Origin of the sequence: Mycobacterium sp. (genome assembly GCF_049280035.1) — a bacterium.
Taxonomy (GTDB): Bacteria; Actinomycetota; Actinomycetes; order Mycobacteriales; family Mycobacteriaceae; genus Mycobacterium.
In genome coordinates this window covers 1-16,717 of the sequence record NZ_JBAPPI010000113.1, presented here as the reverse complement: position 1 = coordinate 16,717, position 16,717 = coordinate 1, and the positions used below count along the sequence as shown (strand labels likewise).

The 16,717-nt window shown below is 66.0% G+C and carries 9 protein-coding genes; 2 read left to right on the top strand and 7 right to left on the bottom strand.

Going from position 1 to position 16,717, the window contains the following annotated elements:
• Together WAN71_RS03795 and WAN71_RS03790 are read left to right on the top strand one after the other, a co-directional pair.
• On the top strand, positions 1-2,030 hold a 2,030-nt coding region (locus WAN71_RS03795; RefSeq protein WP_422224051.1), incomplete at its 5' end, for an arabinosyltransferase C-terminal domain-containing protein.
• A gap of 169 nt (positions 2,031-2,199) precedes the next feature.
• Entirely contained in the window at positions 2,200-2,718 is a 519-nt protein-coding gene (locus WAN71_RS03790) for a hypothetical protein (RefSeq protein WP_422224050.1), read from the top strand.
• A 3-nt stretch (positions 2,719-2,721) separates the two neighbouring features.
• On the opposite strand, the gene WAN71_RS03785 is transcribed toward WAN71_RS03790, so the two are convergent.
• From WAN71_RS03785 to zomB, 7 genes are all read right to left on the bottom strand, one after another.
• A complete protein-coding gene (locus WAN71_RS03785) occupies positions 2,722-4,275 on the bottom strand; it encodes an acyl-CoA carboxylase subunit beta (RefSeq protein WP_422224049.1) in 1,554 nt (517 codons plus the stop codon).
• On the bottom strand, positions 4,272-9,578 hold the full coding sequence (pks13, locus tag WAN71_RS03780) for a polyketide synthase Pks13 (protein WP_422224052.1): 5,307 nt from the start codon (positions 9,576-9,578) through the stop codon (positions 4,272-4,274). Before pks13 ends, WAN71_RS03785 begins: the two co-directional genes overlap by 4 nt.
• Before the next feature lie 137 nt (positions 9,579-9,715).
• Positions 9,716-11,611: a long-chain-fatty-acid--AMP ligase FadD32 gene (gene fadD32 / locus WAN71_RS03775; RefSeq protein ID WP_422224048.1), complete on the bottom strand. Its 1,896-nt coding sequence runs from the start codon at positions 11,609-11,611 to the stop codon at positions 9,716-9,718.
• Between the two features lie 275 nt (positions 11,612-11,886).
• Complete coding sequence (locus WAN71_RS03770; protein WP_422224047.1) at positions 11,887-12,897, bottom strand: cutinase family protein; 1,011 nt, start codon at positions 12,895-12,897, stop codon at positions 11,887-11,889.
• Positions 12,898-13,044: 147 nt separating this feature from the next.
• A complete protein-coding gene (locus tag WAN71_RS03765) occupies positions 13,045-13,950 on the bottom strand; it encodes an alpha/beta hydrolase-fold protein (RefSeq protein ID WP_422224046.1) in 906 nt (301 codons plus the stop codon).
• A gap of 157 nt (positions 13,951-14,107) precedes the next feature.
• Positions 14,108-15,145 carry a diacylglycerol acyltransferase/mycolyltransferase Ag85A gene (gene ag85A / locus WAN71_RS03760; protein WP_422224045.1) on the bottom strand — a complete coding sequence of 346 codons (1,038 nt, stop codon included), beginning with the start codon at positions 15,143-15,145 and terminating at the stop codon, positions 14,108-14,110.
• 352 nt (positions 15,146-15,497) lie between these two features.
• On the bottom strand, positions 15,498-16,717 hold a 1,220-nt coding region (zomB, locus tag WAN71_RS03755), incomplete at its 5' end, for a flagellar motor control protein ZomB (RefSeq protein WP_422224044.1).

Sequence of the window (16,717 nt, the reverse complement as noted above, 5' to 3'; positions counted from 1 at the left end):
GGTCGATGCGGTACAGCCGGATGACGCCGGCGGCGCTGGCTGTCATCACCGCGGCGTTCACCCTCGGTGTCCAGCCCACCGGGTTGATCGCGGTGGCCGCCCTGGTGGCCGGTGGCCGTCCGATCCTGCGAATCCTGGTGCGCCGGCATCGTCTGGTCGGCACCTGGCCCTTGGTGGCCCCGATGCTGGCCGCGGGTTCGGTCATCCTCACCGTCGTCTTCGCAGACCAAACTCTGTCAACGTTTCTGGAGGCCACCAGGATTCGCACCGCGATCGGCCCCAGCCAGGCGTGGTACACCGAAAACCTGCGTTACTACTACCTGATCCTGCCGACCGTCGACGGTTCGCTATCCCGCCGGTTCGGCTTCTTGATCACTGCGCTGTGTCTGTTCACTGCGCTATTTATCATGTTGCGGCGCAAACGAATTCGCGGCGTAGCCCGTGGACCGGCCTGGCGGCTGATGGGTGTCATCTTCGGTACCATGTTCTTCCTGATGTTCACCCCCACCAAATGGGTGCACCACTTCGGCCTGTTCGCCGCGGTGGGCGCGGCGATGGCCGCGCTGACCACGGTGCTGGTTTCGCCGTCGGTGCTGCGCTGGTCGCGTAACCGGATGGCGTTCCTGGCTGCGCTGATGTTCGTGCTGGCGCTGTGCTTCGCTACCACCAATGGTTGGTGGTATGTGTCCAGCTACGGCGTGCCGTTCAACACCACGATGCCGAAAATTGGCGGGATCACAGTCAGCACAATATTTTTCATACTGTTCGCGATCACCGCGATCTATGCGGCGTGGTTGCACTTCGCGCCCCGCGGCCGCGGGGAAGGCCGATTTGCGTGTGCGCTGACGGCGGCGCCGGTGCCGATCGCCGCCGGCTTCATGGTGTTGGTGTTCGTCGCGTCGATGGCGATCGGTGTGGTGCGCCAATACCCGACCTACTCCAACGGCTGGGCGAACCTGCGGGCGTTCACCGGTGGCTGCGGCCTGGCCGACGACGTGCTGGTCGAGCCGGACACCAACGCCGGTTTCATGCCGGCGCTGTCGGGCGATTACGGTCCGCTAGGCCCACTGGGCGGCGTTAATCCGGTTGGGTTCACGCCCAATGGGATCCCGGAACACATTGTGGCCGAAGCGCTTCGGATGACGCCGGAACAACCGGGCACCGACTACGACTGGGACGCGCCGACAAAGACGAAAACCCACGGCATCAACGGCTCGACGGTGCCACTGCCCTACGGCCTCGACCCCGCGCGGGTTCCGGTGGCGGGCAGCTACACGACCGGTCCGCAGCAGCAGAGCACCCTCAAGTCGGCCTGGTACCAGCTGCCCCAGGCAGATGACGGGCATCCACTGGTGGTGGTGACCGCCGCGGGCAAGATTGCCGGTAACAGCGTGCTGCACGGCCACACCGACGGACAGACCGTGGTGCTGGAATACGGCAAGCCGGGACCCGGCGGCGAGCTGATACCAAGCGGGCGGCTGGTGCCCGACGATCTGTACGGCGAGCAATACAAGGCGTGGCGCAACCTGCGCTTCCCACGCGCCAAGATCCCGGCCGACGCGTCGGCGGTCCGAGTGGTCGCCGAAGATTTGTCGCTCACGCCGGAAGACTGGGTGGCGGTCACTCCCCCGCGAGTGCCTGACCTGCGCTCGTTGCAGGAGTACGTCGGCTCGTCGCAGCCGGTCCTGATGGACTGGGCGGTGGGACTGGCCTTCCCATGCCAGCAGCCGATGCTGCACGCCAACGGCGTCACCGAGATCCCCAAATTCCGCATCACCCCGGATTACAACGCCAAGAAAATGGACACCGACACCTGGGAAGACGGCACCAACGGCGGGCTGCTTGGCATCACCGATGTGCTGCTGCGAGCCCACGTGATGGCCACCTACCTATCCCGCGACTGGGGCCGGGACTGGGGTTCCCTGCGTAAGTTCGACACGATCGTGACGGCTCAACCGGCACAGCTCGAGCTGGGCACCGCCACCCGCAGCGGGTGGTGGTCGCCCGGCCAGATCCGGATCAAGCCGTAGCCCGGCGACAAGGCGGGACGCGGAGCGTCCCGAGGAGAAGCCGGGCAATCAAGCCGTGGCCCGGCGACGAGGCGGCTAAGTCGCCGTGTTGCGCGTCACAATGGTGCCGCTCCTGTTAGCTACGTCTCGGACATGCTCGGACCGTCATCGGCCGCGGATAATTAGACAAATGTCACTAACGATTTCCAAGCTGACCCGCCGCGCGTTTCCTGCAGTTCTCGCGGTGGCATCCGCGTTGAATCCCGCTGTGGCGGCAACTGCATCCGCCGCTCCGGCGGGCGCCAACGGCGGAGCCGTGGTCCCGTTGAGAAGCATCATGCGGGCGTGCGATTTCAGCCCAATTCGCGGTGGGGCGGCACAAAACAATGCCACCGCGTCATCAGTTATCCGCGCCACGGGTGGCACGGTATCCGCGGAAGTACATTTGGCGGACGCCGGCTCGCCAGGCACCCACTACGACGTCCAGCTGATCCAGTCGCCTCGGGCATCGAATTCGCCATGCGTTTCCGGGGGTCCGGGTGTGGCCGTCGGCGGTCTCGACAGCGATGGGTCAGGGCAGGCGACCAGCACTGTGCAGGACAGCATTCGGCCGGGCACGACGGGCGTATGGGTGTTTATTCAACGCCCGGGCCAGTTTTCACAAGCTCCAACCGAGTTCTACACGTCTGACTTCGTCGCGCCCGTCTAGCTACTAGATCGGGAGCAGACCGTGTTTGCGCAGGACTCGTGTGTGTAACTGCTTGTCCCGCAACAAGTGCAGCGACCGGCGTAGCAGCAGCCGGGTGTCGTGCGGTTCGACGACGGCGTCGATGAACCCGCGCTCGGCGGCGATCCACGGCGTGGCCATGTTGAGGTTGTAGCCCTCTATGAAGTCCCGCTTGATCGCCTGCGCCTCGGGGGTGGTCGGGTCGGGGAACCGCTTCATCAGTAGCTGCGCAGCGCCGTCGGCGCCGATCACCGCGATGCGCGCGGTGGGCCAGGCGAAGTTGAGGTCGGCGGTCAGCTGCTTGGATCCCATGACCGCGTAGGCGCCACCGTAGGACTTGCGGACAGTGATGGTCACCTTCGGCACGTCGGCCTCGACGACCGAATATAGGAATCGCCCGCCACGCTTGATAATTCCGCCTTTTTCCTGCTCAACTCCCGGCAAGAAGCCAGGGGTGTCGACGACGAACACCAGCGGCACGTAGAACGCGTCGCAGAACCGGACGAACCGGGCCGCCTTGTCGGAGGCCTCGTTGTCGATCGCGCCCGACAGGTGCATCGGCTGGTTGGCCACCACACCGACCGGTCGGCCATCGACCCGGGCGAACCCGGTGATGATGGACTGCCCGGCCTGAGCGGCGACATCGAGGAAGTCGCCGTCGTCGAAGATTCGCAGCAAGATCTCGTGCATGTCGTAAGCCGTGTTGTCCGAGTCCGGCACGATCGCGTCGAGCTCCAGATCGGTCGGGGTAACCTCCGGCTCCAGCCCGGGGTTGACCAGCGGCGCCGGGTCGAAGCAGTTCGGCGGCAAGAACGATAAGAAATCGCGCACGTATTGGAACGCCGCCGCCTCGGACTCGACCACCTCGTGGATGTTGCCGTAGCGCGCCTGGGCGTCGGCGCCACCGAGCTCGTCGAGGGTGACGTCCTCACCGGTAACGTCCTTGATGACGTCGGGGCCGGTGACGAACATATAGCCCTGGTCGCGCACCGCGACCACGAGATCGGTCTGGATCGGCGAATAGACCGCTCCCCCAGCACATTTGCCAAAGATGAGCGAGATCTGCGGCGCCAGTCCACTCAACAGGTCGCCACGGCGGCCCAATTCGGCGTACCAGGCGAGCGACGTGACCGCGTCCTGGATGCGGGCGCCTGCGGAGTCGTTGATGCCGATGATCGGGCAGGCGACCATCGCGCACCACTCCATCAGCGCCGCGACCTTGCGGCCGAACATCTCGCCAACCGAGCCTTGGAACACCGTCTGATCGTGGGAGAACACCCCGACCGGCCGGCCGTTGATGGTCGCGCGTCCGGTCATACACCCGTCGCCGTAGAGCGCGTTCGGGTCACCCGGCGTCCGTGCCAATGCCCCGATCTCCAGGAAGCTGCCCGGGTCGACCAACGCGTTGATGCGGGCGCGGGCACTCGGGATTCCCTTTTTCTCGCGCCGGGCGATTGCCTTCGGATCACCGGGTTCCTTCGCCAGCTCTAGCTTTTCGTGGAGTTCGGCCAGCAGCTCGGCGGTGGTCTTGGTGGTCACTTGGCTGCTTTCTCCTCTGCGTCAATCTTGTTGAGCGCCTGGGTCATGTGCGCGCCGACCTTGGCGATGATCGGTTCGTCGATGGCCTGGATGTGTTCACCGCCGATCGCCACGACCTCCAGCTCCGAGACGTAATCGCCCCAGCCACCGTCGGGCTGACGAGTGGCGTAGCGCGGCTCGAACGTGATCGCGTCGTCGTGGTAACGGTCGGCCATGTACAGCGTGACGTGACCGTCGTAGGGCTGGATCTGCACGGTGTCGATGGCCCGGTTGTCCAGATACGACGTGCGCTGATGCTCGATAATCCCGCCGGGGATCTGCACACCGCTCTGTCTGACGGCCTCCAGCACGAACTTGATCTGTCCCTCGTCGTCGAGCTCTTCAAGCTGCTGGTAAGGGATTTCGGGGATCTCGATGTTGAAGGTCCGCTCGGCGAAGCGGGCGTAGCGCTCCCAACGTTTGCGAGTCTCCTCCTTGGTCTGCGGGATCTCCTCACCGGCGCGTACCGCGTCGATCAGCCCGACAAACGGGACGTCGCAGCCCTGTTGTTTCAGCCCGATCGCGCAGGCATAGGCCAGCACCCCGCCCAGCGACCACCCGACCAAGATGAACGGCCCGTTGCCTTGCAGCTCGCGCAGCTTGGGAACGTATTGCGCGGCACGCTCTTCGATGGTCCCCTCGACGCGCTCGAAACCGTACATCGGGGTGTCCGGCGGCAGCCGGTTGAGCAACGGCTCGTAGACCACCGTCGATCCGCCGGCCGCGTGGAACACGAAAACCGGTGGCTTGGTGGAGCCTTCGGGCCTGGCGCGGATCGTCCGCACGAAACCGTCGATCTGGCCGGCCTCCAGGTATTCGCGCACCGTCGTCGCCAGCGCCTCGATGTTTTCGGCGGCTTTGACGTCGTCCGCGGTGATCGGCCCCTCGGCGCGCTCAGAAAGCCGCTGCGCCAGTTTGGTGGCTGCGCCGTCGTCGAGCTTCGGCAACGTGTTGAAGATGCCACCCGGCGACTTGCCGGTGACGATCGCCCAGGTGGCGAACGCGACCCGCTCGGCGGCATCACGTGGCGGCACATCGGAATTGAGCGCCTCGGCGACGGCCTGTTGGTTCAGCGCCTGCGCGGCGGCCGCCAGGTTGGGTTGCGCGGCGGCAGCAGCCGGGCCGGCAGGGTTACTCGGCGGCGGCGGGATCGGCGCGTCGGAAACCGGCGGCGGGGCTTGCGTCTGCGGCTCCGCTGGCGGATCGGCGGCTGGAGTGACGCTGGCCGGGGTTGCGCCGGACACCAGCGCGGCCTGCTCCTTGGCGATCTCTTCGGCCGTCTGGGTCTTCTGGTGTTCGTATAGGTCCTGCACCTCGTCGCGGTGCTCGATCGCGTACTTGATGAGTTCCTCGATGTTATAGAGGTTGGCGTCGCGGACCGCCTGCAGCTGAATCGGCGGCAGGTCGAAGTCGTACTCGACGCGGTTCTTGATCCGCACGGCCATCATCGAGTCCAGGCCCAGCTCGATCAGCGGCACCTCCCAGGGCAGGTCCTCGGGCTCGTAACCCATCGCCATCGACACGATGGCGGCCAGCCGGTCGCCCACCGTCTCACCGGAATCCGGTGACCACCGCCCCAATCCGCCGATCTGACGTGCGGTGAGGCTGTCGGTCACAGCGCTGGCCGCTTCGGGCTCGTCGGCTGCTGGTTCGGCCACCGGTGCCGAGGTGGCCGTCTGCGCGATCGCCGCACCGGCGCCAACGGCCGTCGACAACACCGAGGCCTGGCCGGCCCGCGACACCAGCGCGTCGTAGACCAGCGTGAAGGATTCGTCGATGCGCGCGTGGATTTGAACCGCGGCCCAGCCCGGATGCCGCGTCAGCGTCGTGACCAGGCGGGCTTTCTCGGCCGGCACTGCCCGTTGCTCGGAAGCAACGATCTGGGCATCCGGAAGCACTTGTGTCGCAGCGGCTTTCACCAGTGCGGCCAGGTCAGTCGCCTCGCGCGGCGCGTACTCCCACACGTGCCGGCCATCCGGCATCGCCACGTGGGTGCCGGGCATCAGCACCGACCCGTCGCCGGAGAAGTGCGCGTTGAGCCAATGCTCCTTGCGGCGGAATCGGGTCGGCGGGATGTTGGCAAAATCTTCAGGTCCTGGGGCCCGTCCGGCGGGGGTAAAGAGCGTCCGGACGTCGAGGTCATGTCCGTAGACGAACAACTGCGCCATCGCCGACGTCATCGCGTCGACGTCGTCCTGCTTGCGGGCCAGCGTCGCAATCAGTTGTGCGTCCGGCAGTCCCGCGGCAGCGGTGGTCAGGCCGATCTGCATCAGCGCGACCGGGTTTGGTGCCAGCTCCAAGAACGTGGTGTAGCCGCCGTCGACGGCGTTGCGGACGCCCTGGGTGAAGTACACCGAATGCCGCATTCCCTTGATCCAGTACGCGACATCGTGGATCGGCTCACCGCCGGGCTTGATGTAGGTGCCCTCGTGGATCGTGGAGAAGATGCCCGCCGTCGGGCTCATCGGGTGGATGCCCTGCAGCTCCGCGGAGAACTCACCGAGCAGCGGATCCATCTGCGAGGTATGGCCGGCGCCCTTGGTCTGAAGTTTGCGGGAGAAGCGGCCCTCCGCCTCGCAGCGGGCGACAATCGCGTCGATCTGCTCGGGCGGCCCGCCGATCACGGTCTGACTGGGTGCGGCGTAGACGCACACTTCGAGGTCGGGGAAGTCGGCGAACACCGTCTTCAGCTCGTCGGCGGAATACTCGACGAGCGCCATCAACCGGATGTACTCGCCGAACAGCATCGCCTCGCCCTCGCCCATCAGATGCGAGCGTGAGCAGATCACCCGGGTGGCGTCCTCTAGCGACAGTCCGCCGGCGAAGTAGGCCGACGCGGGCTCGCCCAGCGACTGACCAACTACCGCAGCGGGTTTGGCGCCGTGATGCTTAAGCAATTCGCCCAGCGCGATCTGGATCGCGAAGATGACGACGTTGCTGGTCTCGATGCCGTAATCATGCGAGTCGTCGAGGATCAGCTCGAGCACCGAGTAACCCCGCTCGTCCTGGATCAGCGCATCGACCTTCTCGATCCACTTCGCGAAGACCTCGTTACGCAGGTACAGGCTCTTGCCCATCTTGCGGTGCTGTGCGCCGAAACCGGCCATTGCCCACACCGGACCGTTGGTCACCGGCCCGTCGGTGCTGAACACGTTCGGCTTCTGCTTGCCGTCGGCGATCGCGCGCAGTCCCTTGATCGCTTCGTCGTGGTCGCAGGCCAGCACCACCGCGCGGGAACGGCCGTGGTTACGCCGCGATAGCGAGCGGCCAATCGACTCCAACGACGACGCCTGGCCTTCCGGCGTTTCCATCCAGTCGGCCAGCTCCGCAGCCGCGAGCTTTTTGCGTGATGTCAGGAACGCCGACACCGCCAGCGGCACGATCGGCGCCGGGATCTCCTCGGCCGCAAGCTCTTCGAGAGCAACCTCTTTGAGCCGCAACGCTTCCTCGGTGATGCTGGGCAGTTCGGGCTCTTCCTCGATGCCCGGCGTCGTGGGGGCGTGCTCCCCAGCATCTAAGAACTCGCCGTACTCGTCGAAGCGCATCCCGCCGATGTAGGAGGCCGGCGCCTGTTCTTCGGTCTTGGCCTCGATTTCCGGCGCTGCCTCGGGTTCACGTTCGACCACGTCGCGCGGCAAGGTCTCACGCAGCACCACGTGCGCGTTGGCGCCGCCGAAACCGAAGCTCGACACGCCTGCAACGGCATAGCCGCCGTAGCGCGGCCAGTCGGCCGCCGTGTCCAGGACCCGCAGATGCGACGCGTCGAAGTCGATGTACGGGTTGGGTCCGGCGTAGTTGATCGACGGCGGCAGCTTGTCGTGCTGCAATGCCAGCACCATTTTGACCAGGCTCGCCGCACCGGCCGCCGACTCCATGTGTCCGACATTGGTTTTCACCGCGCCGAGCAGGGCCGGCATGTCGGCCGGGCGGCCGCGGCCGATCACCCGGCCCAGCGCCTGGGCTTCGATCGGGTCACCGAGCACCGTGCCGGTGCCGTGCGCTTCGATGTAGTCGACAGTGCGCGGGTTGATGCCGGCGTCTTTGTAGGCCCGGCGCAACACGTCAGCCTGTGCATCGGGGTTGGGGGCGATCAGGCCGTTGGACCGGCCGTCGTGGTTGACCGCGCTGCCGGCGATTACGGCCAGGATCTGGTCGCCGTCGCGGCGCGCGTCGTCGACCCGCTTCAGCAGCAGCATGGCGCCGCCCTCGGAGCGGGTGTAGCCGTCAGCGTCGGACGAGAACGATTTGATCCGGCCGTCGGGGGCGAGCACCTGGCCGATCTCGTCGAAACCGAGTGTCACCGCCGGGGTGATCAGCGCATTGACCCCACCGGCGACGGCCACGTCGCACTCACCGCTGCGCAGCGCCTGCACCGCCTGGTGGGTCGCGACCAGCGAGCTCGAGCAGGCGGTGTCGACCGCAACCGAGGGTCCGTGAAAGTCGAAAAAGTACGAAACCCGGTTCGGGACAATCGAACTCGCGGTCCCCGTGATCGCATATGGGTGAGCGACGGTGGGGTCGGACATCGCCAGGTAGCTGTAGTCCATGACGGAGGTGCCGACGTAGACGCCGACGGATTCACCGCGCAGGCTGGACGCTGGGATGCGCGCGTGCTCGAGCGCCTCCCAGGTCAGCTCGAGCGCCATCCGCTGCTGCGGGTCGACGTTGTCGGCTTCGGTTTTCGACAGCGCGAAAAACTCGGAATCGAAGCCCTTGATGTCTTTCAGGTAGCCGCCACGGGTGCGGGCCTTCTTGATGAGCGCGGCCAGCCGCGGCTCTTCCATGAACTCCGACCAACGGCCCTCGGGCAAATCGGTGATCGCGTCGCGACCCTCCAGCAGCGCCTGCCAGGTCTCCTCGGCGGTGTCCATTCCACCGGGCAACCGGGTGGCCAGGCCCACCACCGCGATGTCGACCCGCTCGATCGGCCCGCTGCGCGTCCAGTCGGTGTCGTCGGCAGCCGCGTCGTCTTCGAAAGGGTCGCCTTCGACGATCCAGGTGGCCAGCGCTTCGATGGTCGGATGCTCGAAGGCGGCCGCGATCGACACCGTGACCCCAGTGCGGTCCTCGATGTCGGCGGCCATCGCCACCGCATCGCGCGACGACAGACCCAGTTCCACCATCGGCGTGACCTCGTCGATCACGTCGGGCGACCGCCCGGTGGCGGTGCCGATCCAGTTGCGCAGCCACTGCCGCACCTCGGCGACGGTCATGTCGGTGCGCGCGGGTTTACTGTCGGGCCCAGCAGTAGCTTCGGTGCTCATGCGCCGCTCCTCCTCATCGCTGCGCTCTGCATCGTCGCCGGCGGAGCTCATGCGCCGCTCCTCCTCATCGCTGCGCTCTGCATCGTCGCCGGCGGCCGATGGTTGGGAATCGATCTCTGTGTCAGTCATGTTGGGGCTCAGTCAGCCTGGTCGGGGAAGGCATTCGGGACCGCGGTGCCGCTGCGCAGGCTGCCGTCGATGTAGGCGGTGCGGCAGGCGCGGCGGCCGATCTTGCCGCTGGAGGTCCGCGGTATTGATCCGGCCTGCACCAGCAGGACGTCGCGAACGGTCACACCGTGCCGGACGGCGATGGCCGTCCGGATGTCGTCGGCGATGGGCTGGTAGTCGAGCTTGTGCGCGCCGGCGGCGCGCTCGCCGACGATCACCAGCTGCTCGGAGGTGTCGTCGGGGTCGTATCTCAGGCCGGCGTGCGGGTTGTCGAACACCTCTTGGGGCAGCTGGTTGAGGGACACCGAGAAGGCGGCCACATAACCGGTGCGCAAGGCGCGGCTGGCTTCCTGCGCCGAGTACTCCAGATCCTGCGGATAGTGGTTGCGGCCATCGATGATGACGAGATCCTTGACCCGGCCGGTGATGTACAGCTCACCGTCGTGGTAGGTGCCGTAGTCGCCGGTGCGCACCCACAGCCCGTCATCGGCGGCTCCCTCGGCGTGCGACGGGTTGGTGCGCGACTTGAGGATGTTTTTAAAGACTTCGGAAGTCTCTTCTTCGCGATTCCAGTAACCGGCACCCATATTCTTGCCGTGCAGCCAGATTTCACCGATCTGCCCGTCGGGCAGTTCGCTGGCGGACTCGGCGTCGACGATGGTCGTCCACTGGTCGATACCGATCTTGCCGGCGGAGGCCTGCGCGACGCCGTCCGGTGCGTCGGCGGGTACCTCGACGAACCGCCGGTTGTTCAGCGCGTCCCGCTCGACGTGGATGATCTTTGGCGCCGCCGCCATCGGGGTAGTCGAGACGAACAGTGTGGCCTCGGCCAGACCGTAGGACGGCTTAATCGCCGTCTCCCGGAAGCCAAACGGCGCAAATGCCTCGTTGAACTTGCGTATCGATGCCGCCGACACCGGCTCGCTGCCGTTGAGGATCGACTTGACATTACTCAGGTCCAGCGGCGGCTCATCGTCCTTGGGCACGCCACGCAGCGCAGCGTGTTCGAAGGCGAAATTCGGGGCGGCGGAGATGGTCCCGCCGGTCTCGCCGTCCTTGCGCGCGAGCTCGCGGATCCACCGGCCGGGCCGGCGCACGAAGGCGGCGGGCGTCATGAAGGTGAAGCGGTAGCCGACCACCGTCGACAATAAGGCGGTGATCAGGCCCATGTCATGGAAGAACGGCAGCCAGCTCACACCACGGTCGCCGTCCTCGCCCTCCAGCGCATGGATCACCTGGACCACGTTGGTGGGCAGGTTAAGGTGCGTGATCTGGACGCCCGTCGGGGTGCGGGTGGAGCCGGAGGTGTACTGCAGATAGGCAACGGTGTCGTGCCCGGCCGGCACGTGCTGCCAGGTGGAACCGACCTCTGCGGGCACCGCGTCGACGGCGATGACACGCGGCCGCTCCTTGGCCGGCCGGCTGCGGATGAACTTGCGAACGCCTTCGGCGGAGTCGCTGGTGGTCAGGATCGCCGACGGCTCGCAGTCGTCGAGCACCGCGTGCAATCGGCCGACGTGACCCGGCTCGGCCGGGTCGAAGAGTGGCACCGCAATCCGGCCGGCGTACAAGACGCCGAAGAAGGCGGAGAGGTAGTCCAGGTTCTGCGGACACAGGATGGCGACCCGGTCACCGGGCTCGGTGACCTGCTGCAGCCGCGCGCCCACCGCACGGTTGCGGGCACCGAAATCGGCCCATGAGATGTCCCTCTCGACACCATCACGTTCGGTGGAGAAGTCCAGGAACCGGTAGGCCAGCTGGTTTCCACGCACCTTCGCCCACTTCTCGACGTGCTGAACCAGGTCGGTATTCTCCGGAAACCTGATCCGCCCGTTCTTGTCGATGAATGGGTTGTGGTACGCCATGCCACTCTCTCCTGTCGCAACAGTTCTAGGTCGGGCCGCAGCTATGCGAGCTGTATCGACGGTTACGTCCGACGCGGGTCGGCCCATCGGACACCGCACGTTTCGGCTGCGCAGGGCTGTCGCGAACGGCAAACCTCACAGATGGTACTCAAAGCACGTCCGGCAATCCGCGACGCATCGACGCGATAGGCCGACACAGCTGTTCTTAAATATCTCTTAATGTTAGTGGGTGCTGCGCCGCGGACCAAATCTGAAGGTACCGCTTGTCCGAACTGTTACCCGTGTTTGGGATGTGGCGCGTTCTGGATCACGTCGTGCGCCCAATTCAATGCCCACTCGGTGGCCGGCTGCCCATCCAAACCCCAGAACTGGGTGGTGGCATACAACGCGTGAACCGGCTGGCCAGCGCCGCCGGCCAGGACATCCAGCGTCTTGGGCAGGTTGGCCAGGCTGAACGCCTCCTCCGGAGCAGCGCAGATCAGGTCGCCAGTCCCGCAGATCTCGTTGGTCTTGCTGTTGAGCGCACCGAAACCGCCCGGCCGCGCGCCGGTCATCGTCAAACCGAGCCCAGATAACACCGGCACCTCCTGCAGGGTGATCTCGGCACCCTCGCCCGGCGGATTGGGTCCGATGTCCTGGCCCACCCCTTGCTGGCGGCGGCCGTCAGCGATCAACGTCACACCGAGCACCAGATCGTCGTCGACCGGTCCGCGACCATTGCCTACGTCGCTGGCGATGTCACCGGCGATCACCGCCCCTTGGGAGAAGCCGACCAGCACATAGCTGGTCAACGGGCACTTGGCGTTCATGTCGGTCATCGCCTTGACCATGGCGCGGGTGCCCTCGGCCCGGCTGTCGTTGTAGGACATCTGAGTGTCCCCGCTCAGCGGGTTGTGGAATTGCGCGGTGTAGGGAACGGTGTACGTCTCGACCCGGCTGGAGTTGAACTGCTGGCTAATCGGCCGAGTGACATTGAGCAACAACGCCTTCGGGAAGTCGATCGGGTTGAGCGGATTGTCCTGCAGCGACGATTCCCAGGTGCCGGGAACCGCGATCAGGTGCACGTCGGGACAGCTGGCGTCTTGGAAGGCCGGTCGCGGCTTGTGCGGGAAGGCCGAGCTGCTGGTCGGCGGCACAATGCTGGGCGGCACCGCGCTCGGCGGGGTTTCCTTTTGCCGCAGGACTGTGACCACACCGTAGATGACCAGCCCCACGACGAGCGCCATTGCGCCGGCCGCGATCAAAGCCAGGGTGCGGTGGCGCTTCCGCCGGGATTTAACAGCCATGGTCTCCTGCTAGCAGCGTCGTTCGGTCGGCATAGTCGGCTTATTCGACAGCAGGCAGCCGTAACGGCTGCCGCACTCTTTTACGGTACCGGCTCGCGACACGGCGCCGGTTCGCCGAACCCGCGCGAGGGCAGGCGGATTGGCGACCTAGCGGATGGCGCCGACGATGTCGCCGGACATCGCGCCCAGCTGGCCGCTCCATGAGCCCCAGTCGTTGCTGCCGCCGCCGGGGAAGTCGAAGTGGCCGTTGTGCCCACCGACGTTGCGGTACTGCTGGTAGAAAAATCTGCTGTTGCCCATCGCCTCGCCCGCTTGGCCGATCATGGCGCCGGCGTCACCGCCCATGTTCGTCGGGCTGTAGACCCAGATCCGGGAGTTGTTCTGCGCGAGCAAGGCGGCGTGCACCCACGGGTCGTGCCACTTCCACCGACCCAGCTGCGGAGCCCCCCACATGCCGTTGCCGTCAACGCCGCCGAACTGCTGCAGACCGGCCAGGATCGCGCCGTTCGTTGTGGTGTTTGACGGGTAGATGAACCCCGACAGCGAGCCCGCGTAGCCGTAACGGTCCGGGTGGAAGGTGGCCAAGGCCATTGCCCCGTATCCACCTTGGGATGCCCCGACCGCCGCGTGGCCGCCGGGCGCCAGACCCTTATTGGCGGCCAGCCAGTCCGGTAACTCGGTGGACAGGAACGTCTCCCACTGCTTGCTGCCGTCCTGCTCCCAGTTGGCGTACATGCTGAACGCGCCGCCGGCTGGCGCCGCCACCGAGATCCCCTTGCCGGCCAGCGTGTTCATCGCGTTACCCGCGGTCACCCAGTTGCTGACATCCGGGGCGGCATTGAACGCGTCCAGCAGAACCACCATGTGCGGACCACCGGCCAAGAAGGCCACCGGGATGTCACGGCCCATCGACCCCGACGGCACCATCAGCGTCTCGTAGCCCGCGGCGCGGGCCGAGCCGCCGTTGACCGCGGCAAGGCTCACAGAGCCTCCGATCCCGATCGTCAGCACGGCGGCGCACAGTAGCCGTAGCAGCATCGACAGACCTCTCATAATGACCTCACTCGTCTCTCGACCACCAACCCAAAGACCCCAGCAGATCGCCCCCGTCCCGCAACGTAGCTAACCACACCGCGGATAACCGGACGCCAGAAATGACTAACGGCGACGACCCGCAAGGTCGTCGCCGTCAGTCCTGCTATTGCAACTCTTAGGTGTGCTGGCCGGTCGCAGTAGCGGCCGGAGCAGCCGGGCCGGCGCCCGGCGTCGCGCCAAGCACCCGCTGAAGGTCCGGCTTCATGGCGTTGAGCTGTGCACCCCAGTACTCCCAGCTGTGCGTACCGCTGTCCGGGAAGTTGAACACCGCGTTGTGACCGCCGCCGGCGTTGTACGCGTCCTGGAACTTGAGGTTGCTGGTCCGCACAAAGCCCTCGAGGAACTTCGCCGGCAGGTTGTCGCCACCGAGTTCGGACGGCTTGCCGTTGCCGCAGTAGACCCACACGCGGGTGTTGTTGGCGATTGTCTTCCCGACGTTCAGCAGCGGGTCGTTGCGCGCCCAGGCCGGGTCCTCCTTCGGGCCCCACATGTCCTTGGTCTTATAGCCGCCGGCGTCACCCATCGCCAGCCCGATCAACGACGGTCCCATGCCCTGGGAGGGATCCATCAGACCGGACATCGAGCCGACATAGATGAACTGGTCGGGGTGGTAATTCGCCAGGTTCAGCGCCGACGCCCCGGCCATCGACAGGCCGACCGCGGCACCGCCGGTGGGCTTGACCTGCTTGTTGGCCTGCAAGTACTGCGGCAGCTCGCTGGTCAGGAAGGTCTCCCACTTGTAGGTCTGGCAACCGGCCTTACCGCAAGCCGGGCTGTACCAGTCGGTGTACCAGCTGGACTGCCCCCCCACCGGCATCACCATCGACAAACCGGACTGGTTGTACCACTCGAAGGCGGGGGTGTTGATGTCCCAGCCGTTGAAGTCGTCCTGGGCGCGAAGGCCGTCAAGCAGGTACACGGCCGGCGAGTTGGCCCCGCCGCTCTGGAACTGGATCTTGATGTCGCGGCCCATCGCCGCCGACGGCACCTGCAGGTACTCGACTGGCAGACCCGGCCGGGAGAACGCTCCCGCGGTCGCGGGCTGGCCCACGATGCCGATCAGCCCCGGCAACAGGGCCGCTGCGGCGGCTCCAATTACGAGCCGGCGCGGCATCCTTTTTGCGGCGCCACGAAACCTGTCAACAAGTCTCATTAGTTGCTTCCTCATTCTTTGTCGGGCCCACAGCTGTGGGTCGGACTAGATGCGCCAGCCTGATACTCAACTGGGCAGCTGTGCCCGTGTAGTCAACCACATCTTTGGGGGTGCCTTCTCCTTGGCGTGGGTCCCGTCCCAGGCCCCACGCCGCGGCCAGGCCCGCTCAACTCGGCTGCGGATCACCACGCTGTGAATGTGCCGACGAGCGGTCGAACCCCGGTAAGACTACATATCCCGGGTTGCTGCGCGCCGGTCGGGGCGGCGGCTGCAGCCGTCGCGGCACGCCGTGGTAAAAAGATCGTCAAAATTCTCTGCCGAACCCTGAGCGGGACCGAAAACCTCTGGCCGGTCAGGGCCCGGTGGCCGGCAGACCGGTGTATGGGACACCGCCGGGTTCGGGCACGGCCAAGCCACACCTGATGAGTTCGTAGCGCGGAACCCGGTTGATTCGATACTGGGTGAACTCATACGAGTGCAGGAAATTCGACACAAACCGATGAAAACCCATCGGAGCACGCACCGAATTCAGCATCGACTGGGTCGCCGGACACTTTAGGGCCGCCTCGGCCTGAGCGACCCACTGCGCGTCCAGGTAGCCCGGAACGCCTGGATACCACTTCACCCAGGGCCCGTCGGCGATCACCCAGTCGGGGAAAAGGTTCTTGTCGTGGCCGATCCGGCCGTGCTGCAGCCGGGCGGTGTGAGCGGCCACCGGGTTGGCCAGTCCGATCTGGTCGATCACCCGGATATCCAGCCCGACATTCATGCCCACCATGCCGAGGTTGGTGAAAAACACTGTGTACGGCCCCTTTTGAGGCGGGCCAGGCGGTGTGTTCGGCGGTGATTCCGGCGCGATGGGCGGGACCAGGTCCCACTGGTCGTAATTGCCTGATGGCAGCAGCAAAGCCCCCTGCGGTGTGTTGTTGAGCGCCACCAGCACCGCACGCATCCGCGGGTAATCGAGGTAGTCGGCGGCCGTCAGCGGATGCGCGTGACCGGTCGCCTGCGCGTAGAAGCGGCGCTCGTCCACGATGCCCGAGTAGGTGACCCGGGTGGCGTCATCGCCCATTCCGGGCGAATTGGCCGCCCACAGCGACCAGCCTGCGGTCGCCATCCACAGCGCACTCACCGCGCCGGCCAACCAGTAGCCGGCCTCCCGGGACAACCTGGTTCCGTCGGGAACCACCACAGGAACCACCGCCACCGGCGCGAGCAAACAAAACAGCGGTGCCAGCAGCACCCGGCCATGCATGAAATCCCCGCCCTGCCGAATCCAGTACAGCGCCTGCAGCATCCCACTGACGAGCATGAATACCACGACGGCCGTTGGGCTTTGCACCGACCGGGCCAGCGGCCCGCGCGTGGGCGCTGGCGTATATCGAATTCCTTTTCGGCGGCCGACAAAGACCACCAACCCCAGCCCCACCAGCAACACCGCCGGCATCCACAGCGCATAGGGGCGGTTGAAGTTGGACAGGTAGATCACGCCTTGCGACCATTTGTCGCCGGCCGCATCCTTGGCCAGCGCGGTCCCGGGAAACAGCAACGCGTAGTAGCCCATCCGGAAGA

What these genes read in the sequence shown, in the direction of transcription:
- WAN71_RS03765 (WP_422224046.1), bottom strand. Translation starts at nt 13,950, where the DNA reads ATGAGAGGTCTGTCGATGCTGCTACGGCTACTGTGCGCCGCCGTGCTG.
- WAN71_RS03770 (WP_422224047.1), bottom strand. Translation starts at nt 12,897, where the DNA reads ATGGCTGTTAAATCCCGGCGGAAGCGCCACCGCACCCTGGCTTTGATC.
- ag85A (WP_422224045.1), bottom strand. Translation starts at nt 15,145, where the DNA reads ATGAGACTTGTTGACAGGTTTCGTGGCGCCGCAAAAAGGATGCCGCGC.
- WAN71_RS03790 (WP_422224050.1), top strand. Translation starts at nt 2,200, where the DNA reads ATGTCACTAACGATTTCCAAGCTGACCCGCCGCGCGTTTCCTGCAGTT.
- pks13 (WP_422224052.1), bottom strand. Translation starts at nt 9,578, where the DNA reads ATGAGCACCGAAGCTACTGCTGGGCCCGACAGTAAACCCGCGCGCACC.
- fadD32 (WP_422224048.1), bottom strand. Translation starts at nt 11,611, where the DNA reads ATGGCGTACCACAACCCATTCATCGACAAGAACGGGCGGATCAGGTTT.